The sequence below is a fragment of the Dyadobacter soli genome (assembly GCF_900101885.1).
GTDB lineage: Bacteria > Bacteroidota > Bacteroidia > Cytophagales > Spirosomataceae > Dyadobacter > Dyadobacter soli.
This window is the reverse complement of the sequence record NZ_FNAN01000006.1, coordinates 266,800-292,348: the sequence shown is the minus strand read 5'-3', so window position 1 is coordinate 292,348 and position 25,549 is coordinate 266,800. Positions and strand designations below refer to the sequence as shown.

21 protein-coding genes are annotated in these 25,549 nt (G+C 49.7%); 8 read left to right on the top strand and 13 right to left on the bottom strand.

The features are described 5' to 3' along the window. Nucleotides 1-108 precede the first annotated feature (108 nt). The gene (locus BLQ88_RS11625) at nt 109-1,332 is read right to left on the bottom strand and encodes a 4-hydroxy-3-methylbut-2-enyl diphosphate reductase (protein WP_090149526.1); all 1,224 of its coding nucleotides are present in this window, start codon (nt 1,330-1,332) and stop codon (nt 109-111) included. 180 nt (nt 1,333-1,512) lie between these two features. Here BLQ88_RS11625 and BLQ88_RS11620 point away from each other — a divergent pair, with 180 nt between their 5' ends. From BLQ88_RS11620 to BLQ88_RS11610, 3 genes are all read left to right on the top strand, one after another. Next, nucleotides 1,513-2,076 carry an RNA polymerase sigma factor gene (locus tag BLQ88_RS11620; RefSeq protein WP_090149524.1) on the top strand — a complete coding sequence of 188 codons (564 nt, stop codon included), beginning with the start codon at nt 1,513-1,515 and terminating at the stop codon, nt 2,074-2,076. Between the two features lie 216 nt (nt 2,077-2,292). Continuing rightward, the gene (locus BLQ88_RS11615; protein WP_090149522.1) at nt 2,293-2,901 is read left to right on the top strand and encodes a restriction endonuclease subunit S domain-containing protein; all 609 of its coding nucleotides are present in this window, start codon (nt 2,293-2,295) and stop codon (nt 2,899-2,901) included. Beyond that, nucleotides 2,861-3,925 (top strand): hypothetical protein, encoded by a 1,065-nt coding sequence (locus BLQ88_RS11610; RefSeq protein ID WP_176884973.1) that lies wholly within the window; start codon nt 2,861-2,863, stop codon nt 3,923-3,925. The genes BLQ88_RS11615 and BLQ88_RS11610 overlap by 41 nt, the downstream gene beginning before the upstream one ends. Before the next feature lie 9 nt (nt 3,926-3,934). On the opposite strand, the gene bshC is transcribed toward BLQ88_RS11610, so the two are convergent. The 7 genes from bshC to BLQ88_RS11575 all read right to left on the bottom strand — a co-directional run bounded on the left by bshC (nt 3,935) and on the right by BLQ88_RS11575 (nt 14,406). Continuing rightward, nucleotides 3,935-5,485, bottom strand: coding sequence for a bacillithiol biosynthesis cysteine-adding enzyme BshC (bshC, locus tag BLQ88_RS11605; RefSeq protein WP_090149517.1), 1,551 nt, complete (start codon nt 5,483-5,485; stop codon nt 3,935-3,937). A 250-nt stretch (nt 5,486-5,735) separates the two neighbouring features. Beyond that, nucleotides 5,736-7,550, bottom strand: a complete 1,815-nt coding sequence (locus BLQ88_RS11600) for an acyl-CoA dehydrogenase FadE (protein ID WP_090149515.1) — start codon at nt 7,548-7,550, stop codon at nt 5,736-5,738. Nucleotides 7,551-7,716: 166 nt separating this feature from the next. Beyond that, the gene (locus BLQ88_RS11595) at nt 7,717-10,605 is read right to left on the bottom strand and encodes a putative Ig domain-containing protein (protein ID WP_090149512.1); all 2,889 of its coding nucleotides are present in this window, start codon (nt 10,603-10,605) and stop codon (nt 7,717-7,719) included. Between the two features lies 1 nt (nt 10,606). After that, complete coding sequence (locus BLQ88_RS11590) at nt 10,607-11,722, bottom strand: glycosyltransferase (RefSeq protein WP_090149510.1); 1,116 nt, start codon at nt 11,720-11,722, stop codon at nt 10,607-10,609. Further along, nucleotides 11,719-12,726 carry a glycosyltransferase family 2 protein gene (locus BLQ88_RS11585; RefSeq protein WP_090149509.1) on the bottom strand — a complete coding sequence of 336 codons (1,008 nt, stop codon included), beginning with the start codon at nt 12,724-12,726 and terminating at the stop codon, nt 11,719-11,721. Before BLQ88_RS11585 ends, BLQ88_RS11590 begins: the two co-directional genes overlap by 4 nt. Before the next feature lie 106 nt (nt 12,727-12,832). Then, on the bottom strand, nt 12,833-14,011 hold the full coding sequence (locus BLQ88_RS11580) for an acetyl-CoA C-acyltransferase (protein WP_090149506.1): 1,179 nt from the start codon (nt 14,009-14,011) through the stop codon (nt 12,833-12,835). Between the two features lie 161 nt (nt 14,012-14,172). Next, nucleotides 14,173-14,406: a PspC domain-containing protein gene (locus BLQ88_RS11575; RefSeq protein ID WP_090149503.1), complete on the bottom strand. Its 234-nt coding sequence runs from the start codon at nt 14,404-14,406 to the stop codon at nt 14,173-14,175. Nucleotides 14,407-14,700: 294 nt separating this feature from the next. Here BLQ88_RS11575 and secA point away from each other — a divergent pair, with 294 nt between their 5' ends. Both secA and BLQ88_RS11565 read left to right on the top strand, forming a co-directional pair. Next, a complete protein-coding gene (gene secA / locus BLQ88_RS11570) occupies nt 14,701-18,045 on the top strand; it encodes a preprotein translocase subunit SecA (protein WP_090149501.1) in 3,345 nt (1,114 codons plus the stop codon). 262 nt (nt 18,046-18,307) lie between these two features. After that, nucleotides 18,308-18,967: a phosphatidylserine decarboxylase family protein gene (locus tag BLQ88_RS11565; protein ID WP_090149500.1), complete on the top strand. Its 660-nt coding sequence runs from the start codon at nt 18,308-18,310 to the stop codon at nt 18,965-18,967. Here the strand turns inward: BLQ88_RS11565 and BLQ88_RS11560 are convergent. Continuing rightward, nucleotides 18,959-19,579: a rhomboid family intramembrane serine protease gene (locus BLQ88_RS11560; protein ID WP_090149497.1), complete on the bottom strand. Its 621-nt coding sequence runs from the start codon at nt 19,577-19,579 to the stop codon at nt 18,959-18,961. The two genes, BLQ88_RS11565 and BLQ88_RS11560, sit on opposite strands and share 9 nt — an antisense overlap. A gap of 24 nt (nt 19,580-19,603) precedes the next feature. Next, nucleotides 19,604-20,575 carry a polyprenyl synthetase family protein gene (locus BLQ88_RS11555; RefSeq protein WP_374754759.1) on the bottom strand — a complete coding sequence of 324 codons (972 nt, stop codon included), beginning with the start codon at nt 20,573-20,575 and terminating at the stop codon, nt 19,604-19,606. Nucleotides 20,576-20,730: 155 nt separating this feature from the next. Between BLQ88_RS11555 and BLQ88_RS11550 the strand changes: the two genes are divergently transcribed. After that, nucleotides 20,731-21,561 carry an aminotransferase class IV gene (locus BLQ88_RS11550; RefSeq protein WP_090149493.1) on the top strand — a complete coding sequence of 277 codons (831 nt, stop codon included), beginning with the start codon at nt 20,731-20,733 and terminating at the stop codon, nt 21,559-21,561. Nucleotides 21,562-21,644: 83 nt separating this feature from the next. Here BLQ88_RS11550 and BLQ88_RS11545 read toward each other — a convergent pair whose 3' ends face one another. From BLQ88_RS11545 to BLQ88_RS11530, 3 genes are all read right to left on the bottom strand, one after another. After that, entirely contained in the window at nt 21,645-22,502 is an 858-nt protein-coding gene (locus BLQ88_RS11545; RefSeq protein WP_229212672.1) for a hypothetical protein, read from the bottom strand. Nucleotides 22,503-22,645: 143 nt separating this feature from the next. Beyond that, nucleotides 22,646-23,668 carry a thiamine-phosphate kinase gene (gene thiL / locus BLQ88_RS11535; protein WP_090149486.1) on the bottom strand — a complete coding sequence of 341 codons (1,023 nt, stop codon included), beginning with the start codon at nt 23,666-23,668 and terminating at the stop codon, nt 22,646-22,648. An 82-nt stretch (nt 23,669-23,750) separates the two neighbouring features. Then, nucleotides 23,751-24,167, bottom strand: coding sequence for a hypothetical protein (locus tag BLQ88_RS11530; protein ID WP_229212671.1), 417 nt, complete (start codon nt 24,165-24,167; stop codon nt 23,751-23,753). A 178-nt stretch (nt 24,168-24,345) separates the two neighbouring features. On the opposite strand from BLQ88_RS11530, the gene BLQ88_RS11525 reads away from it, so the two are divergent. Both BLQ88_RS11525 and BLQ88_RS11520 read left to right on the top strand, forming a co-directional pair. After that, entirely contained in the window at nt 24,346-24,582 is a 237-nt protein-coding gene (locus tag BLQ88_RS11525; RefSeq protein ID WP_015813015.1) for a cytochrome b5 domain-containing protein, read from the top strand. Nucleotides 24,583-24,603: 21 nt separating this feature from the next. After that, nucleotides 24,604-25,476: an N-acetylglucosamine kinase gene (locus BLQ88_RS11520; RefSeq protein WP_090149481.1), complete on the top strand. Its 873-nt coding sequence runs from the start codon at nt 24,604-24,606 to the stop codon at nt 25,474-25,476. The last annotated feature ends 73 nt before the right edge of the window (nt 25,477-25,549 follow it).

Sequence of the window (25,549 nt, the reverse complement as noted above, 5' to 3'; positions counted from 1 at the left end):
GTAACCAAACCATCCGCCTAAATTAAACTATACAAGTTAATTCGCTCTTAATAACTGCTTTCAAATGATTCAACGGTGCCTCTGTGAAATTTAGCGGTCACCGTTATGTCAAAATGCCTCCATTACTTCCTCAATCGGCTTCGCTCCTTCGAAAAATGAAAGCAATCGCACGAGAATTCCTTCTACTACCGCGTCCGGGCACGAGGCGCCGCACGTGAGCATGATGCGCACGGGAGTGTGTCCCGGAATGTAGTTTTCAGTAACGATTTCTTCCTTTTTATGCTGGTCGAAATGACGGATCAAATGCCTGTCAAGTATTTTGTTGACCGACTCGATAAAATAGGTCGGAAACTTCTGTTCACACAACTCCACCAAATGCGAAGTATTGGAGCTGTTATAGCCACCGGCCACCACAACGAGGTCGGCGTCGTGCGTGAGCAATGCGTAGGTAGCGTCCTGGTTATCGTTCGTGGCGTAGCATAATGTGTCGCGCGTGTTCGCGAAACGATCTTCCACCTGCTCGGGACGCAGGCTATAATGCCGGATCATCACGTTTTTGAGATAATCCGCAATGCCCTGGGTGTCGGAGGCTAGCATGGTGGTCTGGTTCACGACACCGATCCGCTGCAAGTCCTTCTCAGGATCGAAACCTTCGGAATACTGATTTTTGAAATCCTCGAAAAACTGCGATGAGGGCCTGGTACCGGTCACATATTCGGCCAGAATCTGCGTCTGCTTCATATTTTCGACCACGACGGTCGGGGCATTTTCTTTGCTATGCGAGAATGTAGCGCGAGTTTCTTCGTGATTGGGCTTTCCGTGGACTACGATCGTATAATCTTTCTCGCCGATCTGCGCCGCGCGGTTCCAGACTTTCTCTACAAACGGGCAGGTCGTGTCGTACATGTATTCGGCTGCCCCGAGTTCCGCTATTTTCTGCTGGTTTTCCACCGTCGTACCGAACGCCGGGACGATCACAATATCCTCGGCCGTTAGTTGCTCCCAGCCAATGAGCTGGTTGCCTTTGGTATCCATGATAAACTGCACACCCCGTTCGATCAGGTCGCGGTTCACATCGGGGTTATGGATCATTTCGCTCAAAAGGAATATCCGCTTGCCCGGGTTTTCGGCGATGGCTTTATAGGCGATGTCGATCGCATTCTCTACCCCGTAACAAAACCCGAAATGCCGCGCGATGAGGAACCGGACCGGTCCGAAATCGAGCACGGTGGGCGAATAATCCCTTTTCAGCTTATCATTTTTACGACGGAACTCCTTGATCGGCGTGATAATGCGGCTCCGGTAAAAATCGGGGATATTGAAAGTTTTCATGTACTAAAATCGGTAGATTGCATCAAGGCAGTGCAAAGATAATCCCGCCTTTTTCTAAGAACAACACGGTATGCCCCTTTGTTCGGTATGCGGCATTTTGAAAAAATTTTTAAAACAAATGCAACATGCCGCAGAAAGCATTGTCTTTGATCCAGAACGTTCAAAATATAAACCTTCTGCTTGAAAACACAAATTTACCCCGACCGGCACGTCGAACTGGTAGAGCGTTGTAAACTCGGAGAGCGCAAAGCGCAGTACGAGCTTTATAAACATTACTCGAAAGCCATGTTCAACATCTGCATGCGGATACTGAACCACTTGGGAGAGGCTGAGGATGCTTTGCAGGAGGCTTTCGTGGATGCATTCACGAACCTCCACCAGTTCAGGCAGCAGTCGACGTTTGGGGCGTGGTTGAAGCAAATCGTGGTCAATAAGGCGATCAACCACATGCGGAGCAGAAAGGTAAAATGGGTGGAAATAGAAGAATTCCACGAGACATTAGAGCAAAGCGACCGGAATGAGGATTCTTTCGGACTGGATGAGAGCGACACGACGCTCGAAATAGAAAGGGTCCGCAACGCGGTACAGAAATTGCCGGATGGTTATCGGGTGGTACTAAGCCTGTATTTGTTCGAAGGCTACGACCACGAAGAAATCGGCGAAGTGCTCGGGATCAGCGAAACGACCTCCCGGACGCAGTACATGCGGGCGAAGCGTAAGTTGACTGAGATGCTGGTACGGTAACGGAATAGTCAGGTTTAGTCAGGAAGTGGTCAGGAATGGTCAAGTGTAGTCAGAAAATAGTCGGGTGTGGTCAGATTGGAGAGAAACAACAAAATGACAATGCATGACTACAAATGACCAGCAACGGCTGAAATTTGCAAAACGATTAAGATGCTATGAACCCCTAAATATTACGGATTTGAGACTATTATTTACACTTGACAAGTTAATGAATCTATGAAAAATTCTTCTGATAAAAAGGATCGATTGGAGCGGTTTGTGCGTGATAACAGGGATGGATTTGATACTTTCTTACCGCAGGATTCTTTATGGAGCCAGATTGAGAGCCAATTACATAACGAGATTCCGATAGTACCTGAGAAATCGAAAAAAAAAATCAGGCGTCTGAGTAACCCCTATTTCGACTGGCGCATTGCCGCGGGGGTGTTCCTGGCGCTCGGGATCGGGTTTCTGGTTTACCTCAACAACGAGTATGGCATTACCCGTGATCCTAACGTGGCCCTGAAAGTCCCCGCATATGCCCGCGAATTCAATCAATACAATGTTGCAATAGACCAAAAAAGGGAGGAGATCATCAAATTGGCCCGGAACAACCCGGAGCTGTACAAAGATTTCTCCGCTGATTTGGAAAGTCTGGAAGCGAACTATAAAAACCTTCGTTCCAACTTGTCGAACGCCCCTAACCAGGAAGCATTGCTCGAAGCAATGGTTCAGAACCTGCAATTACAGGTCGATCTGCTGAACCAACAACTGGAAATTTTGCAACGCATTAACAAAGTGAAAAATGACAACGATAAAGAAAATAGCGACGCTCCTGTTATTTAGTGTGATCGCCACACTCCCGCAGGTAGCCAGCGCAGCCCTCAATCCCGATGATTCGGAACAGAACGGACTGGTAGAGAAGCGAAGGAATATTGTGAAGGTGTTCGACGTCAAAAAGAGCGATGCGCTCGAAGTAGACAACCAGTTTGGTCTCGTGAAGGTGAATCTGTGGGCTAAGGAAGAGATCAAGGTGGAGATCGTGGTAACTGCCAATGCGCCCTCCGACAGCCGTGCCGCCGAATACCTCAGCTCTGTGAATATCGATGAAAAACGCGCGAAAAATCTCATCAGCATCACCACGCGCATCGACCGCAGCCAGTTTGGCAACAATGGCTGGAATAAAGGTAAAGGCGATAAGAACTTCATCCAGATCGATTACACGATCTACATGCCCAAGGAGAATGCGCTGACCGTGCGCAACAAGTTCGGCAATACCGACATTCCTTCGTTTTACGCACCGCTTACCGTCGATTCCAAGCACGGCAATTTCATGGCAACTTTGCTCGAAAACCCTGATAATGTGATCGACATTCAATTTGGAAGCGCTAAAATCGGCAAAATGGATGGCGGGAAACTGGATTGCCAGTATTCCAATGTGAAGCTCGATCAGGCGAAGAAAGTCTGGCTGAGCAACAAACATGGCGAACTGATGATCGGCGATGTGGTGAACCTGGATGCCGCTATCGACTACTCAGGGGCCAAAATCGGTACGATCCGAGGTACAGGGAAGATCAAACTCAATTATTCGGGTAATTTTAAAATCGACGAATTGACGCATTCAGCCCAGAATGTGGATATCCAGGCCCAGTACTCGTCCATTGTGCTGCCGGCCGAGGCCAACCAGTTCAATGTGAGCGTGACGTATGGCAAGTTCAGTTATCCGACCGAAAATGTCAATTTCTCCATGCAGCCCGAAAAAGACGGTCGTCCCGACAAGATGAAGCATTACCAGGGCAAAGTCGGGTCGGGTGGTGGGCCCAAGATTACTGTAACCTCCGTTTTCGGGGATGTGAGAATGAAGGATTAACCCCCTCCCCTAGTCTTCCAAAAGCACATTATACCTGAAATCCAGCGGATCGAAGGCATTGTAAAGCTTCTGAATGAACTGAGGGTCGTTGATGTAGAAATTAAGGAGATTATCATACCGTTCCTGGGCGATTCCGTTCGGGAACAGTTTGTTTTTAAGGGTCAGCAATTGCTCGATCTCCGATTCGTGATTACGCTCTTCGGCACGGACAATGCGCTTTTCGAGGTGTTTCAACGAATTCAAAAGGCGTGTTTGCTCGGCTTTGACGGCGCCGTGCATGGTCTGATCTACCTCGGTAGCTTTCGAGAGTATTTGATCGAAAATAGCGTTGAATGCCTCTTTCTGATCGTTCAGGTTGAGCTCGTGCTCGGTATTGCGTTCGATGAACGTCTTGCGCAATGCGATCTCGTCCAGGAAAAGGTCTTTGTAATCGATTTTCAGCTTCTGCGCCTTTTTGTACTGATGACCATTCATGTACAATGCAAAATTCCGCGGCATCAGCATCGGGTAAGGCACATTGAAATGCTCGAAAACGCCTTTCAGCTGCATCCAGTAAGGCACCTCTGACGGCCCGCCTATATACGCAAGGTTAGGCAAAATCACTTCCTCGTACAGCGGCCGCAGGATTACATTCGGGCTGAAACGTTCGGGATTTGTCTCTGCAAGTGCCAGTAGTTCATCCTCGCTAAATTCCAGCTCGGTATTCAGCACTTTGAACACGCCGTCCTCGCGTACGATGCGTTCGCGCAGGTTGTCGTCGAGGTAGAAGAAATTGATTTCGCGCGCGTGCAGGGGAGTATGGTAACCGAGCGCATTCAACCGGGAAGTGGTTTCTGTAACGAGTTTCTCCGAAATGGAGTCTTTCAGTTCTTCCTGAATAACCGGCAGGAAGTGCCGTTTCAAATCCGCATTGTCGGCATCCAGGCTAATCAGCCCGTAACGTCCGAAGAGCTCGTGCATATAACATCGCACCGCGTCCGCCAATGTGTTGTTTTCGAGATAAGCCTTGGCAAAAAGCAGTGGTTTGTCAGGCAATTGTTTCAAAATACCTGCCAATTCCTTTGGATTAAGCTTTCCAACGGCGCCTTTATGCTCGCCCGTCCATTTGTGCGTCTGCCCGAAAAGATGGAACGAAGCTATTTCTTCAAAATCGTGGTCTTCCGTAGCCATCCAGTAAATGGGTACGAAATTGTACTGTGGATATTTCGCCTTTAATGCTTCGGCAAGCTTGATGATCGTGACGATCTTATAAATAATGTACAACGGCCCGGTGAAGATATTCAGCTGGTGGCCGCTTGTTACGGTGAATGTATTTTCTTCCAATAAAACCGAAAAATCCGGCAGGTAAGGCAGGCCCCGATATTGTTTCGTGAGCACGTCCACGAGCGTTTTGCGCTTGTCGGCCGTAAATCCTTTTTTGTTCAAAATGGCCTTTTCCGCATTCTCCAACGTCGGGAAAATGCTGTAAAAAGAATCAAGCGTCGGTTTCTGATCGAGGTAATCGAGTAGTAATGCAGGAAACTGGCCTGTGGTACGCAGATCCACGGAATGCAATGTCATGAAAGGTGGTTTTTCAGTAGCTAGTAGTGAATCCAACGTAATTATTTTTGCTATTTAACTCAAAAAAGGAACCTCATACCTAACGAGAAAGGCGTCGTTTTTGGTTTCCCAAAATTGCGTATTTTGACCGATAATCGAAAACCTTTTACCAAGATACAAAAAAGCCGCATCTGAGTCAGATACGGCTTTCAACGTGTACATTTTGGTTTTCAGTTGTAGCAGGTTATTCGCCTGAGATATTTATAATTTTTTAAAAGACGTAGTCATTTCCGGCTATCAGCTCGTCGGCAATGCGGCGGCGCGCGTCTTTAAGGTTCATTGGTTCGATCTTCGTGAATCTTTTCAGGCCCATCAGCATTACCCGGAGCTCGTCGCTTTCGGCAAAACTCGTAATGGCTGCCCGACCGGCATTGTTCACTTTTTCAACGGCGCGATTGAGGTAAATGAGTGCTATATCTTTTTGCAATGCATTCGCCTCGTCACCCAGCAACCCCATCCGTTTCTCCACCCTTAATAACACCGATTCGGCCACATAAATTTCAACTACCATGTCGGCAAGATTCATGATAATCTCCTGTTCGTCAGAAAGTTTCATCATAAACTTCTGAACCGCGGCACCGGCGATCATCAATGCGGCCTTTTTCAAGTTTTTGATCACCTTTTTCTCCGCTGCGAACAAAGTTTCATCCTCGTCGGAGCTGAAATCGGGGATCGACAAAATTTCCTTACCCACCGCAGCGGCCGGGCCCATGAGGTTGAGCTGGCCTTTCATGGCGCGTTTCAGCAGCATATCCACGACCAGCAGCCGGTTGATTTCATTGGTACCTTCGAAAATCCGGTTGATCCGGCTATCGCGATAGGCGCGATCCATCGGTGCATCGGCCGAAAAACCCATCCCCCCATACACCTGCACACCTTCGTCAACCACAAAATCCAGCACTTCCGACCCATGCACTTTCATGATCGCGCACTCAATCGCAAATTCTTCCAGAGCCTTCAATTTCGCCTCGGCATCGTTCATTCCCTTCTCTTTGAAGGCCTGGATGAGATCATCTATATTTTGCCCCACACGGTACGCCGCCGACTCGGTCGCGAACATTTGCACCGCCATTTCGGCCAGCTTATGCTTAATCGCACCAAAATTGGCGATCGCGGTACCGAACTGCTTGCGTTCATTGGCATACTGTATGGCCTGCGAAGCCACGCGTTTCGAGCCGCCCAAAGCCGCCGCAGCGAGCTTGATCCGGCCGATATTGAGGATATTAACTGCTATTTTAAACCCATTACCACGCTCCGAAAGCATATTTTCCACGGGTACCAGGCAATCGTTGAAGAATAACTGGCGCGTATCCGAACCCTTGATGCCCATTTTATGCTCGGGTTCGTTCATCGTAATCCCGCCGAACGACTTTTCAATGATGAATGCCGTCAGGTTTTTATCGGTTTCGCCATTTTCTTCGATTTTGGCAAAAACAATAAACACGTCCGCGAAGCCGCCGTTTGTGATCCACATTTTTTGGCCGTTGACCACATAATGCTGCCCGTCGGCGCTCAGTTTAGCTTTTGTTTTACCCGAATTGGCATCGGAACCGGAGTCAGGCTCGGTAAGGCAATAGGCTGCTTTCCATTCACCGGAGGCAAGTTTGGGCAGGTATTTGCTCTTCTGTTCTTCATTGCCGTAGTACAAAATGGGCAATGTACCGATGCCGGTATGCGCCGAAAGCGCCACCGAGAATGAGTTGCCCGCGCCTGTCGCTTCCGCTACGAGCATGGAAGTATTGAAATTCATTCCAAAACCGCCAAATTCCTCCGGTACCGCAGTGCCTAGCAAGCCCAGCTCGCCAGCTTTGTCCATCAGCCCCGAAATCAGCGCCGTGCTTTTCGCCTGGTCGATTTCATCCAAACGCGGCCACACTTCCTTCGAAAGGAAATCGCGGCACGTGTCAGCGATCATGCGCTGCTCTTCATTGAATTCTTCGGGGATAAAAATCTGATTTGCCTGGGTTTCCTTGATCAGGAATTCTCCACCTTTGATGGAAGTCTGGTCTACTGCTGCAACGGACATATCTGAATGCGGGTTAGTCGGGAACGTGTTGAGTATGCTTGCATACCATTACAGGTTAATGCAAATATAGGCCATATAAATTATTATGCAAGCATACTATTCCTAAAATAAATGAAAATGACCGCTAGATAAGCGGCCATTAACAATTGCTAACATATGCGCCTCGCTATTTCTTGAAAACTTTAAACTGTTTTAAAAATTCCCCGTTGTTTTCTATCCGGATAAAATAAATGCCTGCCGACAAGCCGATCGCATCGAGGTCCAGGCTTGCCAGGGAATCTGTAACTTTTACCAGCGAGTTCACGATAGGCATTCGTTTGCCGGCCACCGTCACGATCTCCCAGCTCAGGTTATCGCCCGGCTGGTACTCGGGAAGCTTGATATTGACGATGCTTTCGACTGGATTCGGATAGAATGCCCAGTCTTCCATATTTTTGGTAATATCCAGCTTATCCCCCGCCGAAATACCGAACTCGATGGAGTTCGTCACCACTGCGGAATCCTCCTTGAATGCGATAACGGTTAAAGTATATCGACCCACATAAGGCGCAAAGCCGGAAGCATCTTCATATAATGCGTATGGAAAGACCGACGTCGTTGATTTCTTGCGGTAAGGGCCATTCAGGTCGAACGAAACTTTGTCGTACTCAAAATTCCCGTAGGCGTACATATTCAGCTTTGAAGGCAGCGAATCATAAGGGATCACATCGTCGCCCGACAGTTTCCGGATCACGCGCTGATCCACTTTGCTACCTCCCTGAACGAGTTCAAAGCGCAGCTCGGGGGTTTGTACCAACAGCACAAGCGGAATTTCCACATATGCACCCGCATTGTCGTAAGCGCGGATGATCAGCCGGTACTCGCCTTCCTCGGTAGGCGTTCCCGAAAACTCGTTTAGGGCAAAAGAGAGCCACGAAGGCCGGTTTTGCACAGTAACCGAAGAAATGTAGCCGTCCGCATCGCCGAAAATATTGACCGGCAGGATAAAGTTGAACGGCATGTTAACCTGTGCATACTTCGTAGGCAATCCGCTGGTCGCAAATGGCGGCGAGTTCAGGAACTGCGGCTCTACTACTTTAATCGTGAAGTAAGTTTCCACAAATGCATTCAGATCGTCGTATGCTTTGAGAATAATGCGGTAATCTCCCAGCTTCGACGGCGTTCCGCTGAGTACGCCATTCGAGAACGTCAGCCAGGAAGGCAATTCGCTCGCCTCTACCTTCGTAATGCTTCCATCCGGATCGGTGAATGCAGTTTTGGGAATGGTAATGGTAAATGGCTTATCCACCGCCACCAGCTGGTTCGAGAAGTTGCTGTCTACGGTCGGCGGCTTGTTGGCATTCTCGCGGGTATCCACCCGAATGGTAAAAAACGCTTCCGCCGAGCCGCCTTCGTCGTCGATTCCTTTCACGGATATGCGGTAATCGCCAAGCGTCGTAGGCCTGCCGCGTAAGACGCCATTTTCATAGCGCAGCCACGCGGGTAATGCACCCACGTCCACACGTACGACCTTCCCGTCCACGTCCGAGAAAGTATCGATCGGAAGCCTGTATTCGAAATCCTTGTTTACCGGGATGATCTGCATCGGCACCGGCCTGAACACGTAAGGCACGTGATTGGAAGCATCATCCCAGTAACTTGGCGCTAAAATGTCTTCAACCAAACGAATGCGGACCGGTCGCGGGTTCGCCCGATCGGCATAGGCGATCCTTGCCCACTCGTCGTAAACCACTCCCTGCGCTCCGCCTTTTTCGGTAGCTGCCGACAGCCGGTATGATACGGTACCGGCGTATGTTATCGGGGTCATAGGTTTGTTCAGCCAGGATACTGCGCCTTGCCGTAAAAAACCTTCCGCGCGCGCCATCTGCTCTTTTTGCGAGATTACCACGGCCACGATGTTCGCTCCGTGTTCGAAATTCTCGTTGATCTGCTTCATATGGATGGCATTATCGAGATAAGAGCTTACAAAAAGCTCATTCGCCGTAATGAAGCCCGCCGGCGCATCGCTTTTCAAGATATCCACCGAAAAGCGGTGATCGTGGGCGGTCAGGTTGTCGTTTACCTTGATACCGTCTGTCTTCACATTGAGATCGCGGAAACCCAGCGTTCCCCGCGTCGCCGATTGCGAATCGAATACCGAACCGTAGTCCGACACATATTTGATAGCCGGATCGACACTCTTCACCGCCGTCACCATCTGCTCGGTAAATCTTTTCAGCATCATGTGGCGGTAGATGTACCAGTCTTTTCCATAGCGCTGGCGAAACGAAAGGTTAGGATCCCAGGCCGTAGCCGGCGGATTTGCCTCGTCGAACGACTTGAAAGTCATTCCCCAGAGAAAATTGATCCGTTCGATTTTTTTGTATTTGCTTTGTACAAAATCCTTAAAACCCTTCACCATCGAAGGAGAATAGTCGTAAACCGCCGCGTTTTCCTTGCCATTCTCGATCAAACCACCCGAATATTCGCCTTCCTGCGTAGCCGTAGAGGTTACCGACACATAGAGCAGCTTTTTTTCCGTTTGCAGGTATTTGTAATGGTTCATTACCTCTTTCACAAAGGCAACACCCTTATCGAGAATGGGCTGGTTATCAAAGCCAAAAAATGTATCCCCGTAACCGCTTAGCATGGGTTTATTGGAATGGCTGACCTGGCTGTCAGAAACCTCCCAGAACCCTTTAATGCGCGTACTGTACCGGCCAAGGTGAATGCGCAATGCTACTTTCATTCCCAAATCCGTCGCGATCTTGATCTGCTGGTCGTACTTGGCCCAGCGCGGCGCGTCGGTCGGAGAGTTCAAATACACCTTGTCCCAGGGAATGGTAATGTAAAGCGCGTTGAGGCCGTAACTGCCAGCGGTGCGGATCAGGTCGGGCTCGGGCCCGATGTCGTCAGGGTCGGTGAGGTTCAGGAGCATCAGCGCGAGATAGCGCTGGTTGTCCGCTTCGGTGGTTCTTTGCTGACTCTGCGCTGAGACAAGGCCGGAAGATGCCAGCACGGCTAGAAGCAAAGTGATGCGGGTCAAAAACTTAAACACACGCGTAGAATTGAGCATACTAACGGGTTTTGTCAATTAATTCGATCCATTCATTATATCCGTTCTCCACATTGAACCGGCTAGCCCTTTCAATGCTCAGGGCACTGTCTGTCTTCGTTTCGCCGCTCATCACCGACCGCATGGCCGCAACCATTTGTCTGACGCTCAGATCGTAGGTAACGACACCCATTCCATCCTTGATAAACTCGGAAACGCCTCCGGAAGGAAATGCAACAATAGGCTTACCCAGCAACGCAGCTTCGATCATCACCAGTGGGAACGGGTCTTGCCGGGAGGTCAGCAGAAAACCATTTCCCATATTAAGGTAGGCATAATAATCTTCTTTCTGTTTGCCCGTAAGGTGAATTTTGGTCGCAGAAGTGTTATTAGCGCAGCGTTGCTCGGTGTAGTAGACTAATCCGTCGTCGATCGTTGCACCGACCCACACCAGGTGTACGCGCGGATCGTTCAACTCTGCGGCGATATCCGGCAGCAGATCGAAGCCCTTCCGCTCGGAAGTCATTCCCGACAATATCCATACAAATGCATCCGCCGGAATACCCAGCTTCTTACGGAGCTCAGCCGAACGGGCATCATCCTTTTTGACCAAAGAAGGGTCAATAAATGAATAAAGTAGTCCTACATTCTTTCCGCCGGCGTCTTTGATCGAATCACAGGTTGTCTGCGAACAGCCGATCAACAGGGACGAGTAATCTACAATGCTTTTGAAATCGGGCGCGCTCAGGTACGTGTACGTGAGCGGCATTTCGTGAAAATGGGTGATTACCTTAATGCCGAATTCCTTTGCCACGACGATCGTCTCGGGGATCATCATCGTGTTCACATACCAGAAATCCGCATTGAAACTTTTGGCAATCTTCCGCAATGCTCTCAAAGTCGGGTTCACACCGAGGTGGAAAGATATCTTTTCAATGGTATTGAACTTGCGCGGGGCAATGTGGACGGGAATATCCTGGGGAAACTCGGCGAGCAGCTCGCCGTTCGCGAAACTGACGATCCCGACGTCGAACCGCGAACGGTCTATTTTTTTCAATATATACAACAGCATCATTTCTGATCCTGTCCGTGTGGCATAGGGTGTAAAAAAGAGGATCCTTTTTTTGGATTGATTCATGCAGAGGCAGTTAAGAGGTCGATGTTCTCCTGGGGCTTGATTTTGTACAGCCCTTTCCGGAGGAACAGCGTTTTCCAGAAATATTTTAAAAGAACGCGGGTCTTCCTTACATATATATGTTGTGTGCGGAGTTCCGAGAACGGATTTCCGCCTTTTCTCAAATTAAAGAGCATTTTCCAGCCATACACCACCGGCACCATGAAAATGTAATGCAGGATCAGCAGAATATACTGGGCAATGCCGTACTGCTTTCGTACCCACAGGAAATTGGAAACCTGCATTTGGGTACTGAACCGATTGATCCACGAAATGTGTGTGCGTCGGAACGGGTTATTGTTTTCCAGATGGATAAAAGTGCAATCCTGAAAATAGCACAGTTTGCCGAGCTTTCCCAACCGACCCGACCATTCCACATCCTCGCCATACATGAAAAACTCCTTGCTAAAACCGCCTGTTTTCTCAAAACCTTCCCTTCTGACGAACATGAATGCGCCTACAAGCCAGTCGTGCTGGTCGGGATCGGTGTAATCCGGCTCCGGATAAAGTTTGTGCACGACCTTATCTACCAGACCACTCGGAGGAAGTATGAAAAACGTGCGCCGGAATTCGTTGAAACTCCGGTAAAAAGGCATTGGGGTCCCGTCTTGGTAGTATTGCAACGCGCCGCAGGCGATGATGTCGGTACGCTGGTTCATGCGGTCGAAGCACCGGCCGATCACATTGTCGGTCAGCAGGGTGTCCGCATTCAGCAGCAGCAGGTATTTACCTTTGGCGATTTCCATGCCGCGGTTATTGGCAATACCAAAACCCGCATTGTACTCCATATCGATCCATCGCACTTCCGGATGCGCTACCCTTACCAATGCCCCGCCGCCGTTCTCAGGATCGTTGTCAACAACAATAACTTCATAAGTTACTCCGGACGTAAACCGGCCGACAGAATCTAAGCAATTGATAATGAGTTGAGGCGTCCTGTAATTAATGATAATAATGGATACATCCATGAAAGCGGGCGTGCATGTTGAAAGGGCAAAAATAAAAAATCTCCCCGGAAGATGGGTAACCATTCCGGGGAGACCTTGAAAATCGCTTCGAATGTTAGTCTGCGGCCTAATTTAGCCTTTCATAAATGCCTGCAACGCCCTGGCCGCCACCTACGCAGGCCGTTACCATGCCATATTTCTGGCCCTGGCGCTTCATTTCGTTGAAAAGTTGTACAGAAAGCCTTGCGCCCGTGGAGCCTAATGCATGCCCTAATGCGATCGCCCCGCCATTCGGGTTCACGATAGCCGGGTCGATGCCCAGCTCCTGGATCACCGCCAGCGATTGTGCAGCGAATGCTTCGTTCAATTCAACTTGCTGAATATCATTTAATTTCAAACCCGCTTGTTTCAATGCGAGTGGTACGGCTGCTACCGGACCTATGCCCATAATGCGTGGGTCCACACCCGCGGTCGCGTACGACATCATGCGTGCGATGGGTTTGAGGCCCAGCTCATTCACCAGCTTTTCGGACATTACGATCACAAATGCAGCACCATCGGAAGTTTGCGATGAATTGCCGGCCGTTACCGAGCCGCCCGCCGCGAAAACAGGTTTCAGTTTATTCAATGCCTCGACGGTCGTATCTGCACGCGGGCCTTCGTCCTGGCTGATCACCGTTTCCTTCGTCTTTTTCTTACCGGAACCCTGGTCGAAATAGGTTTCCTTCACGGTTACCGGCACGATGCCTTCCGCAAACCAGCCTTCTTTTTGCGCGCGCAGCGCTTTTTGGTGTGATTGGAATGAAAATTCATCCTGCGCCTCTCGGCTGATCTTGAAATCCTGCGCTACCTGCTCGGCGGTAAGGCCCATACTGAGGTAATAATCGGGATTGGTGTGGGCTATTTCATAGTTCAATGCAGTTTTCCAGCCCATGGTAGGCACCAGCGACATCGACTCGGTACCGCCGGCGATAATGCATTCGGCCATTCCGGCGTGGATCTTCGCGGAAGCCATCGCTATCGCCTCCACACCCGAGCCGCAGTAGCGGTTAATGGTGATACCGGACACATTTTTAGGCAATGCGAGCAATGCTACATACCGGCCCATTTGCATTCCCTGCTCTGCTTCCGGCACCGCATTACCCACGATCACATCATCCACGCGGGTGGGATCGAGCTGCGGGGTTTGTTCCAGCAAATGCTTGATCACTGTCGCACCGAGGTCGTCGGGACGTGTAAACCGGAACCCGCCTCTCGGCGCCTTGCCTACCGCGGTACGATAGCCCGCCACAATGTATGCGTTCATATTGGATCTGTTTTTGAATCAGTTTTGAGCAGGCATTTCATATTTAGTATGCCTGCATACCATCGTAAAAATAGGTATTAATCCTAAAACAACAAACCGCCGGAGTTTGTTTTCCGGCGGTTTGCAACTACCAAGTCTTTGCTGATGGAAGTCTTAATTTTTTAAGAAGGAATGTGCCCTTCTTCCAGCTGTTTGGGTCGTTTTGCGACGTCGGGCATGACGATCCAAAGGATAATGTAAATCAAAATGACAGGAAAAGTGACGGGGATGAATACTGCGAGAACGAACAATACACGGACGATGGTGACGTCGATTTCGAAGTAATCGGCTAATCCTGAGGCTACTCCGCCGATCATTTTATTGCTGGTGTTACGGAACAATTTATTATGGTTCATGGCTCTGTATGTTTAAATCGTTTTGATGTGTTAAAGGTACTATGCATTACCTAGTAGTGGTTCTAAATCTGTATAAACGGTGCCAGGCCGTTGGCACGGGTGATTTTTGAGGATAGACAATGGTTATTTAACATTAGATATGCATTAGGATTATGCCGGAAGTTGCGTAATACTATTGGCAATGAATTACCTTTGGGATATTAAATATGGGTTTTGCTGACAATCTGACACTCAGTTGATGGCAGGCGCAATATTTTTCAAGGAAAAATTCGGTTAAAAAACATACAACACATCATGTTTAAAATATTTTCCAAGCTGTTCGGCACGAAATCGGAACGGGACTTAAAAGAATTGACCCCGTACGTTGAAAAGGTAAGTGCCGAATATGCCCTCCTGGCCTCCCTGTCGAATGATGAGCTCCGGGCACAGTCCGCGAACCTGAAACAACATATTGCCGATCAACTCAAATCCGTCGACGAACAAATTGCTGCATTGAGACAGCAGGCGGCCGACGAACCGAATGTGGACAGCAAAGAGGCTATCTTCAAGAAAATAGATGCCCTCGAACTGGAAAGAAATAAAGAACTGGAAAGGGTATTGCTGGAAATTCTTCCGAAAGCATTCGCGATCGTGAAAGATACAGCACGCCGTTTCACAGAAAATGATACACTGGAAGTAACCGCCAACTTTTTTGACCGTGAAATCTCCACTAAAAAGTCGAATGTGACCGTTAGCGGCGATAAAGCAATCTGGAATACTACCTGGGACGTGATCGGGCAGCCTATCAAATGGAACATGATCCATTACGATGTGCAGCTGATTGGTGGTGTGGTGTTGCACCAGGGTAAGATCTCCGAAATGGCAACGGGTGAAGGTAAAACCCTCGTGGCTACGCTCCCTTCCTTCCTGAATGCATTGGCCGGACAGGGCGTTCACATTGTAACCGTGAACGACTACCTCGCAAAACGCGATGCCGAGTGGAATGCACCACTTTTTGAATTCCACGGCCTGAGCGTCGACTGTATCGACCGCCACCAGCCGAATACCATTGCACGCCGCAATGCCTATAAAGCAGACCTTACTTACGGTACCAACAACGAATTCGGTTTCGATTACCTGCGTGACAATATGTCACGGACGCCGGAAGAGCTCGTGCAGCGCAAGCACCATTTCGCAATGGTCGATGAGGTCGATTCCGTTTTGATTGACGATGCGCGTACGCCATTGATCATCAGCGGTCCGGTACCACGGGGTGACGAGCAGGAGTTTTTGGAACTGAAACCACGTGTTTCAAGGATCGTCGAAGCGCAGAAGCGCCTTGCGATGGACTTCCTGAACGACGCGAAAAAGAAAATCCAGGCAGGAGATAAAAAAGAGGGCGGTCTGGCATTGTTCCGCGCACACCGCGGTATGCCTAAGTACAAGCCTTTGATCAAATACCTCAGCGAAGGCGGTGTAAAGGCCATTATGCAGGAATCGGAATCGATTTACCTTGCAGAAAACCAGAAACTGATGCCGCAGGCTGATGCGCCGCTCTACTTCACGATCGACGAGCGCCACAACAGCATCGAACTGACCGAAAAAGGGATCGACTTCCTGACGGGTGAATCGGAGGAAACCAATTTCTTCATTCTCCCGGACATCGCCGTCGATCTCGATGCGATCGAAAAAGATACTTCGCTCAACGAGCACGACCGTGTGATCGCGAAAGAAGCATTGATCCGTGATTATTCCGTAAAAACAGCCCGTATCCACACCGTTAACCAACTTTTGAAAGCATTTACATTGTTTGAAAAAGACGTGGAATACGTGATCATGGACGGAAAGGTGAAGATCGTCGATGAGCAAACCGGCCGTATCATGGAAGGCCGCCGCTATTCCGACGGCTTGCACCAGGCCATCGAAGCGAAGGAAAGCGTGCGCGTGGAAGATGCGACACAGACTTACGCGACGGTTACCCTGCAAAACTACTTCCGGATGTATCACAAGCTGGCCGGTATGACCGGTACGGCGGAAACGGAAGCTGGCGAGTTCTGGGAAATCTACAAACTCGACGTCGTTACGATCCCTACCAACCGTGGAATCGTTCGTAAAGACCAGGAAGATAAGGTGTACCGATCGGTTCGCGAGAAATATAATGCAGTAACCGACGAAATCGTAGAACTCGTGGAGGCCGGCAGGCCGGTGCTCGTGGGTACGACTTCGGTTGAAAACTCCGAGATCATCAGCCGGATGCTGACGCTCCGCAAGATCCCGCACCAGGTTTTGAACGCGAAACAACACCAGCGCGAGGCGGAAGTAGTTGCGGAAGCCGGTAAACCAGGCACAGTAACGATTGCTACCAACATGGCCGGTCGTGGTACCGATATTAAGCTGACCGCAGAAGCGAAAGCCTCGGGCGGTTTGGCGATCATCGGTACGGAACGCCACGAAAGCCGTCGCGTCGACCGCCAGCTGCGTGGTCGTTCGGGACGTCAGGGTGACCCGGGTTCGTCTCAATTCTTCGTGTCATTGGAAGATAACCTCATGCGTTTGTTCGGTTCCGACCGGATGGCGAAGGTAATGGACCGCATGGGCCTTGAAGAAGGCGAAGTGATCCAGAGCAGCATGATCACAAAATCGATCGAAAGAGCGCAGAAAAAAGTTGAAGAAAACAACTTCGGTATGCGGAAACGCCTGCTCGAATATGACGATGTAATGAACTACCAGCGTGACGCGATTTATACCCGCCGCCGCAATGCATTGTTCGGAGATCGTCTGGCGGTGGATATTGCCAACACATTGTACGATGTGTGCGACGAAATCGCCACGACTGCCGGAAGTTACGCAGAGCTGGAACTCGCTGCCATTACCACATTGGGAATGGAAGTGCCGTTTAGTGAAAACGAATATGCTGCATTGAAACCTTCGGACCGGTCGCAAAAACTGTACGATGCGGCCGAGAAGCAATATCAGGACAAAAACGACGGTATTTCAGGCAAAGCATTGCCGGTTCTCCGCTCGATCCACGCCGAACGCGGCGCGGTGATCAGCGAAATTATGATTCCGTTCAGCGACGGTATCCGTCAGGCCGGCGTGGTTGTAGGTTTGCAAAAAGCCATCGAAAGCGAAGGCAAGGACATTACCCGCGAAATGGAGAAGGCGATCGTGCTTTCGCTCATCGACCAGGAATGGAAAGAGCATTTGCGTGAAATGGACGATTTGAAACAATCCGTTCAGAATGCGGTATTCGAGCAGAAAGATCCATTGCTGATCTACAAATTCGAATCGGTGGAGCTCTTCAAACGCTTCCTGAGCAAAGTGAATTTCGATATGATCTCCTTCCTCATGAAAGCCGACATTCCGCAGGAAGAAGCAGCGCCGCCGACAGCAGTACCGCAGCAGGTACGCCGTCCGGAGCCAGCGCCCGAGCTGCACACCAACCGCGAGGAAGATTATGACCTGGAAAGCGACACTTTCCACACCCAGGAATCGACCACGAAGGCACAGCCGGTCCGCACCATCAAAATCGCCGACCGTAACCAGCGCGTTTCGGTCCAGTACCGCGACGGCCGCATTGTCCGCGACGTGAAGTTCAAGAAAGTGGAGCACGAGGTGAAGAATGGCGACTGCGTTGTGGTTGACGTTCATGAAGACTAGTCACTTTTTGTCAAGTGTCGTCAAGAATAGTCAGATGTTGCGGTCCACCGCGCGGTCATGTTTTGTAAAAAAGGCAGAGAAACATTCTCCTCCCGACTACCAATGACTACACTTGACCATAACTGACAACACCTGGCCAAAGTCATAAGAGACGTTACGAAAAAGCCCCGGCGTAACCCGTCGGGGCTTTTTCGTTGCCGGAAAATCAGGATTTATGCGATATTTGCAGTCAAATACCATCATTAACGAAAAATAAACCTGCATGAAACTGCACAGAGAGGGATATACGATCATGGCTGTGACGGCCATTGTGCTGATCATTATTAATTTAGGGATCAACTATCTCCTTCCCGACGGCTACTGGATCCCCCGTTTGACACTGATTGCGAGCATTGTCATTTTCTTTCTCGTCGTGCAGTTTTTCCGTGTTCCTTCGCGCGTGGTCCACAAAAGCGACCGCCAGATTGTGGCTCCTTGTGATGGCAAGGTGGTTGTAATCGAAGAAGTTGTAGAAACAGAATATTTCAAAGGGCCGCGTCGCCAGATCAGCATCTTCATGTCGCCGCTGAATGTGCACGTCAACTGGAACCCGATCAGTGGGGTTATTCAATATTTCAAATACCACCCAGGCCTCTACCTTGTTGCATGGCACCCGAAGTCTAGTACTGAAAACGAGCGTACTACGGTCGTAATCCGCACGATCGAAGGCGTGGAAGTGCTATTCCGCCAAATCGCGGGTGCGGCTGCGCGTCGTATACGCTGGTATGTGAAGGAAGGTGATAAAGTGGAGCAAAGCACCGAAATGGGCTTTATCAAATTCGGGTCCAGAGTCGATTTGTATATTCCCCTGGACGCCGAAATCAACGTTAATCTGCAAGATAAGACGGTAGGTAGTGTTACCGTGCTGGCTACATTAAAATAAGCGCCAGCTCAGGATTTGCTGGAAAAACTGTGGTACCGCGCCAGGATACACCACAGCCATAAAAACCATCCCGAAAATAGCCCCATACATGTGCGCGCTGTGGTTCACATAGCTTGTACCCCGGCGTGCCTCGTAAAAAGAGTATCCGAGGAACAGCAAGCCGAATATGAAACCGGGCATACAAATAAAGAAATACAGGCAAATCTGCATCAGCGGCGCATAAAGAATAGCCGCAAAAAGCACCGCAGAAACCCCACCGGAAGCCCCGAGTGAATTGTATTTCGAGTTTTTCCGGTGTTTCAAAAAGGTCGGAATGTCTGAGACGATAATGCCCACGAGATAGAGGAACAAGTAGTAGAACGTCCCGCTGGGCCCAAACAGCATGGCAAATAACCGCTCGATGCTTTCGCCCACAAACCACAAACTGAGCATGTTGAAAATGAGGTGGCCGAAATCCGCGTGCACAAAACCGGAGGTGAGAAACCGGTAATATTCATTGCGCTGCGTTACGCGGTAAGGGTTCAGGATCAGTTTGTCCATCAAACTGTAATTGTTGAACGCATAGTAGCTGATCCCGGAAGTTATGATCACTAAAATGAGGGTAATCGACATATAATGGGTTATTTGTTGATAAAATTACTTTTCCCGCGCCACAAGCTGCTCCACAAACTCCAAGAGCACTGCCTTCTGAACGCTATCCGTGCGCAGTTGCTGTAAACTAGCCATTCCGCGCGAGAAATAATCATTTATTTTACGTTCGGTAAATGCGCGGATATCCAACGCGTCATAGATGGCGGTTACCGCGGCTACTTTCTCTGCATTATCAAATGTTTCAAGGCTTATCCAGCGGTCGAGGCTAGCTTTCAAATCGCCCTCTGCTTTGGATAGTGCTTCAATGAGCAGGAATGTCTTTTTGTTGGCAATAATATCGCCGCCTACCTGTTTTCCAAACTTCGCCGGATCGCCGTACACGTCCAGCAGGTCGTCTTTCAGCTGGAAGCCGATCCCCATATTCTCTCCCGCCGAATATAGCAGCTTCGTTGGTTCCTCGTCCGCTCCGGCGATCATGCCGCCCAGTTCCAATGCAAAACCGAGGAGTACCGAAGTTTTCAGACGGATCATGCCAATGTATTCTTCCTCCGTCACGTCCCAGCGCGTTTCGAAGTTCATATCGAGCTGCTGGCCTTCGCATACTTCGGCGGCTGTCTGGTTAAATCGCATTAATACCGAACGTAACTTCTCCTGCGGCACATCGAGCAGCAGGTCGTACGCGCGGATGAGCATTACGTCTCCGGAGAGAATGGCCGTATTCGCATTCCATTTCTCGTGCACGGTAGGCATGCCCCGGCGCAACGGCGCGCGGTCCATAATATCATCGTGCATGAGCGTGAAATTGTGGAAAACCTCTACCGCCATGGCCGGTTTCATAGCCTTTTCAACATTCGTATCAAAAATGGAAGCGGCAAGGAGCGTCAGCAACGGCCGGAAACGCTTTCCGCCAAGCGACATAATATAGGTTATCGGCTCGTAAAGCTCCACGGGCGCGTCGCCATAGGAATGCCGGTCGAATTCAATTTGCAGTTTTTCAAGTAATGCTGTGGGTTGGATCATGCGAAGCGTAATGTTGCCAGGTTCCTTAACCGGCCCGACGGGTTATGTGAACCGCAAAGATAAAACCTAAAAATTGGCATTTACATTTACAAAAGGAGTATTTGAAAACCCTTTATCAATAACTTTACCCCGATCAACAAAATCCGCATTCAATGCCTTTTTACCAATATTTCAACGGCGAAATCGTCCCGCTCGATCAGCCGGTTTATCAAACGAATGACCTCGGATTGCTGCGCGGTTATGGATTATTCGACTTTTTCAGGACTTACAATGGCGTTCCCTTCCGGTGGGACGATTACTGGCAGCGCTTCGAAAATTCTGCACGGCTGCTCAAATTGCCGCTTCCGGTGACGCAAGGCGAGACGGAAAAGATCCTTGCAGATTTGCATGCAATGTCGGGAGAAGCGGAAGTGGCATTCCGATTCGTACTCACGGGCGGTTATGCGCCGGACAGCGTGCACGTGGTGCAGCCCAATCTCCTGATCCGCACGGAAGCATTGCCGCAGGATAATCCGGCGGGCCGTTTGAAAGGCATTAAAGTGCTTCCCTACGAATATGTTCGCGATCTGCCGGAGGTTAAGACCACCAATTATGTGCATATGGTACTCATGGCCGATGAACTGAAACGCCAGAATGCCGCCGACTTGCTTTTCCACAAAGACGGCGAAGTAAGCGAGCTCACGCGCAGCAACCTCTTTGCATTCCAGGGGGATAAACTCATTACCTCCGACCGGAATATCCTCAATGGCGTCACCCGCCGCGTGGTGATCGAATTGGCTAAGGCCGATTTCGAAGTGGAAATCAGGCCGGTAACCTATAAAGAAGTGATAACCGCCGACGAATTTTTCACGACCAGCACTACCAAATGGGTCATGCCAGTGGTGCAGATCGGTGATCAGCCGGTTGCTAATGGCGCGGCCGGCCAGCGCACATTGCATTTGCAGCGCCAATTCGAGGAACTGGTGGCGCGCTGGGGCAAGTAAAATCCATTCCATCCATAACAGAAAAAGTGGCGATCCCACTCGGGGACGCCACTTTTTTACTGCAACAGGTAATAAGCACTTATTTAGTTAGGCGCATTTGGTGATTGCAGGTTAACGATCGGCCACTTACCCGGTGTAGGAACGCTTACGCCTTTGGTAGCGCCTCTCGTCGTTCCGTCCGCACCGAAATAGTAAAGCGGCCAGCCTTTGTAAGTGAGCTGTTTTTTGCCAAATACATCGATCGTGCTGAAAAGCGTCTTATCGACAGTCGAAGGCAACGATTTCAGGTCAGCGGTGTAAATAGGCCACGCAGCGTCGTTCGAAAAGTCGGCTTTTGTGTAGTTATTCTTATTGTTTTTATCATTGGCAAATGCGTACAATGTTCTTCCCTTGGCATCGGTGAAGAATGGCGTAGCACCTGTACCCTCGGTGTAATCTGATTTGTACGATTTTCCATCATTGCCCACCAGCTGGCCATTGGCAATCATAATAGTGTAGTCGGTTTTGACGACAAACCATATTGTACCAACATTTTCACCTTTCGCTTCGCCCGCAGCCGCATCGTCTTTATAGTAGTAAAGCGGCCAGCCTTTATAAGTGGTTTGTGGCTTACCGTCTGTCGTAATCGTCCCGAAATCGGCCTTATCCAGCCCGGCGTCGAGTTTAATGTTCGCCAGGTCGCCTGCCGAGTAGATTGGCCAGGTAGTAAGGCAACCTCCCGCACAAGCCGAAGCACCGGAGGCGTCTTTCGAGAAGTAGTAAAGCGTCTTACCATCTTTGTCGGTCAGTATCTTGCCCAGCGTCGGATTGTCTTTCAATTGAACATCGTTGGTGGGTGTTGGTGTGGGATCGCCCTTGTCGTCGTCGTCCGAGCAGGAGAAGCTCACGGCCATTAACAGCCCCAATGCAACCAGCATTTTGGAAGTTGAAAAGATTTTCATCGGATTTAATTATGATTTGTTAGAGATGAATTGGATACGTCGCGATTACGACCAAATCTTTCCGATGGTTGCTTATACGTTGGAACAAAAAAAAGCACAACCGGTGAAGGTTATGCTTTCAGGCTTTTTCGAGTGGGAATAGCTCAGGCATTCCAGCCTTGCGCCGTGAGCGGCACGCGCGAATCGCCCTTGGTATGCAGCTCTACTTCTCCTTTTTTATCTGTGATATACCCGATAAATGTAATCTTGGGATTGTTCTTGATCAGTTCGTAAGCCGATTGCGAAACCGTGAAGAGTAATTCATAATCTTCACCACCATTCAATGCGGCCGTGGCTGCGCCAATATTCAATTCCGAAGCCGCCAGGTAGGTCTGCTCGTCGATCGGCAGGCGCTCTTCAAAAATCACGGCACCTACGCCCGACTGCGCACATATATGCAGGAGATCGGAGGCCAGGCCATCCGACAGGTCGATCATCGACGTCGGGATTACCCCGGCTTCTTCGAGCTCGTATACCACGTCCATTCTCGCTTCCGGGCGCAGCTGTCGCTGGATTACGTAGTCCTTTCCATCCAGTTCCGGCTGCATATTGGGATTAGCCATGAACACCTGTTTTTCCCTTTCCAGCAATTGAAGGCCCATATAAGCGCCGCCCAGATCGCCGGTCACGCAAAGCAGGTCGTTCGGCTGTGCGGTATTACGGTATGCGATCTTTTCTTTTTTAACCTTACCAAAAGCACTCACGGAAATAATGAGCCCCGACCGCGACGATGTGGTATCACCGCCTACCAGATCTACATTAAAATCCTTGCAAGCCAGCTTCATTCCTTCATAAAGCTCGTCCACAGCCTCCACCGAAAACCGGTTGCTCAATGCGAGATTAATGGTTACCTGCCGCGGAATGCCATTCATGGCCGCAATGTCGGAAATGCCTGCCGCGATGATCTTGTACCCAAGATGTTTGAGTGGAAAAAACGTAAGGTCGAAATGGATGCCTTCCAGGAACATATCGGTCGTCAGCAAACCAAATTCTTCTCCCAGGTCAATTACCGCCGCATCATCGCCAATGCCTCTTACAGTATCGGGTAATGTTGGCCGGATGCCCTTATTTATTCTTTGAATCAGCCCGAATTCCCCCAGGCTGCTGATTTCAGTTCTTGTTTCCATGCCGCAAAATTAGACAAAAAAAGCGAAGCCATTCCCGCATTGGAAATGGCTTCGAAGATGATATGCCGGATCGACTTTCCGCTTACGGGTTAGTCAATGTATATTCATTAATAGTACCGCCGGTTTTAGGGCTTGCGGTGAGGCGTGTGAGCACCACTTTGGCATCGTCCAGCCCGCTGATGTTGAATTCCAGCTTGCCGCCAGAACCAGTTGGCGCAGGGGTCAGATTGGTGAGTACCAGCTTGGTATCTCCTTCCAGGTCCCAGTTTCCGGTGAAGGTTTTGCCATCCACATCGGTAAGGCTCGCGGTTTTAGTACCACCGCTGTTGGTAAGCGTCAGGCGGAAGCCCGAGTACGCTGCTTCGATGTTACCGGAACCGCCGCGGGTGTAAACCACCGTCGCGCCGTGCTTCACAGATTCAGCCGTCCAGGCCTTTGCAATTCTTTCAGATACAGGTGCAACTTTCTTTTTGCAACCGGTGGCTACCAGTGCCAGCATTAAGATTGAACACCAAAGAAGAGCGTAACTTTTTCTCATATTTTATTTTTCGTAAATGTCTTTTCAGAACGCCAAGTTCTTACATTTTAGTCTTATAATCAAAATATTCGTGGTGGATCAATCCTTAAATTTTCCAACGGAATACCGTTATCGCTAAATTGCGCGCTAAAACAATATAATGAAAGTATATACCAGGGCACAACTGGCGCTTCGCAACGGGCAGGACAGGGAGGAAATTTGGTGTGCATATAAAGGAATGATTTACGATGTGAGCGCGTCGCGGCTCTGGCGCAACGGCCACCATTACGAGCATTGGGCCGGCCAGGACCTCACCAAAGAACTCGGCGACGCCCCGCATACCGAACGCGTTTTCGAGCGGTTCAATATCATCGGAAAATTACAATTGCCCGAGTAATCAGTTCGTTTCAAGATTTCCATGGCTTCCAAATATATCCTGATAGCCGACAGCGGCTCCACCAAAACAGACTGGGCCCGTATTGATGTCCAGATCGCCGGAGATTATCTACCGATGCAATCGGCAGGCATTAACCCGTTTTACCAGACTACCGAAGAAATCATCCCCGTGCTGCAAAAGGAGGTCTTGCCCGCCATCGGCGATGACATTCAGGAAATCCATTTCTATGGCGCGGGCTGTGCCAACGAGCAATCGAGCCTGCCGGTAACCAATGCATTGAAGCATTGTTTTCCCTCCGCGGATATCGTGGAAGTGGCTTCGGACATGCTCGGCGCGGCGCGCGGGCTGTGCGGCCATGAGCCCGGGCTCGCATGTATATTAGGTACGGGTGCGAACAATGCGTTTTTCGATGGCATCCGCATTACGCATTCGATAGGCTCGCTGGGTTTCTGGCTGGGTGATGAAGGCAGTGGCTCCTATCTTGGCAAAACATTGGTCGTGCATTACCTGCAAAACGAGCTGCCGCCGGACCTTCATGAAAGTTTTGTAAATCAATACCCCGGCCTCGACCGCCTCACCGTGCTCGATCATGCTTACAAAAAGCCCTATCCGAACAGGTATTTTGCTTCCTATTCCAAGTTCATTGCCGAAAATCGTACCCACGAGTTCATGCAGGCATTGCTTCGGAATGCATTCGGGTTGTTCGTGAAAAAGTACGTTTTGAAGCATACTAATGCGGCTCGGCACCCTGTTCATTTCACCGGTTCGATTGCCTATTACTACCAGGATATCCTGCGGATGGTTCTGGAAAACAATGGTTTAAAAACAGGCCGCATTCTGAAATCGCCGCTCGAAGGCTTGATCGATTACCATCTTACCAATTTGAAACCTTAAAAAGTTAATGAAATGTTAAACACCGCCGCTACGGTCATATCACGGCTGGCACGGCTGTTTAATTGAACGAATG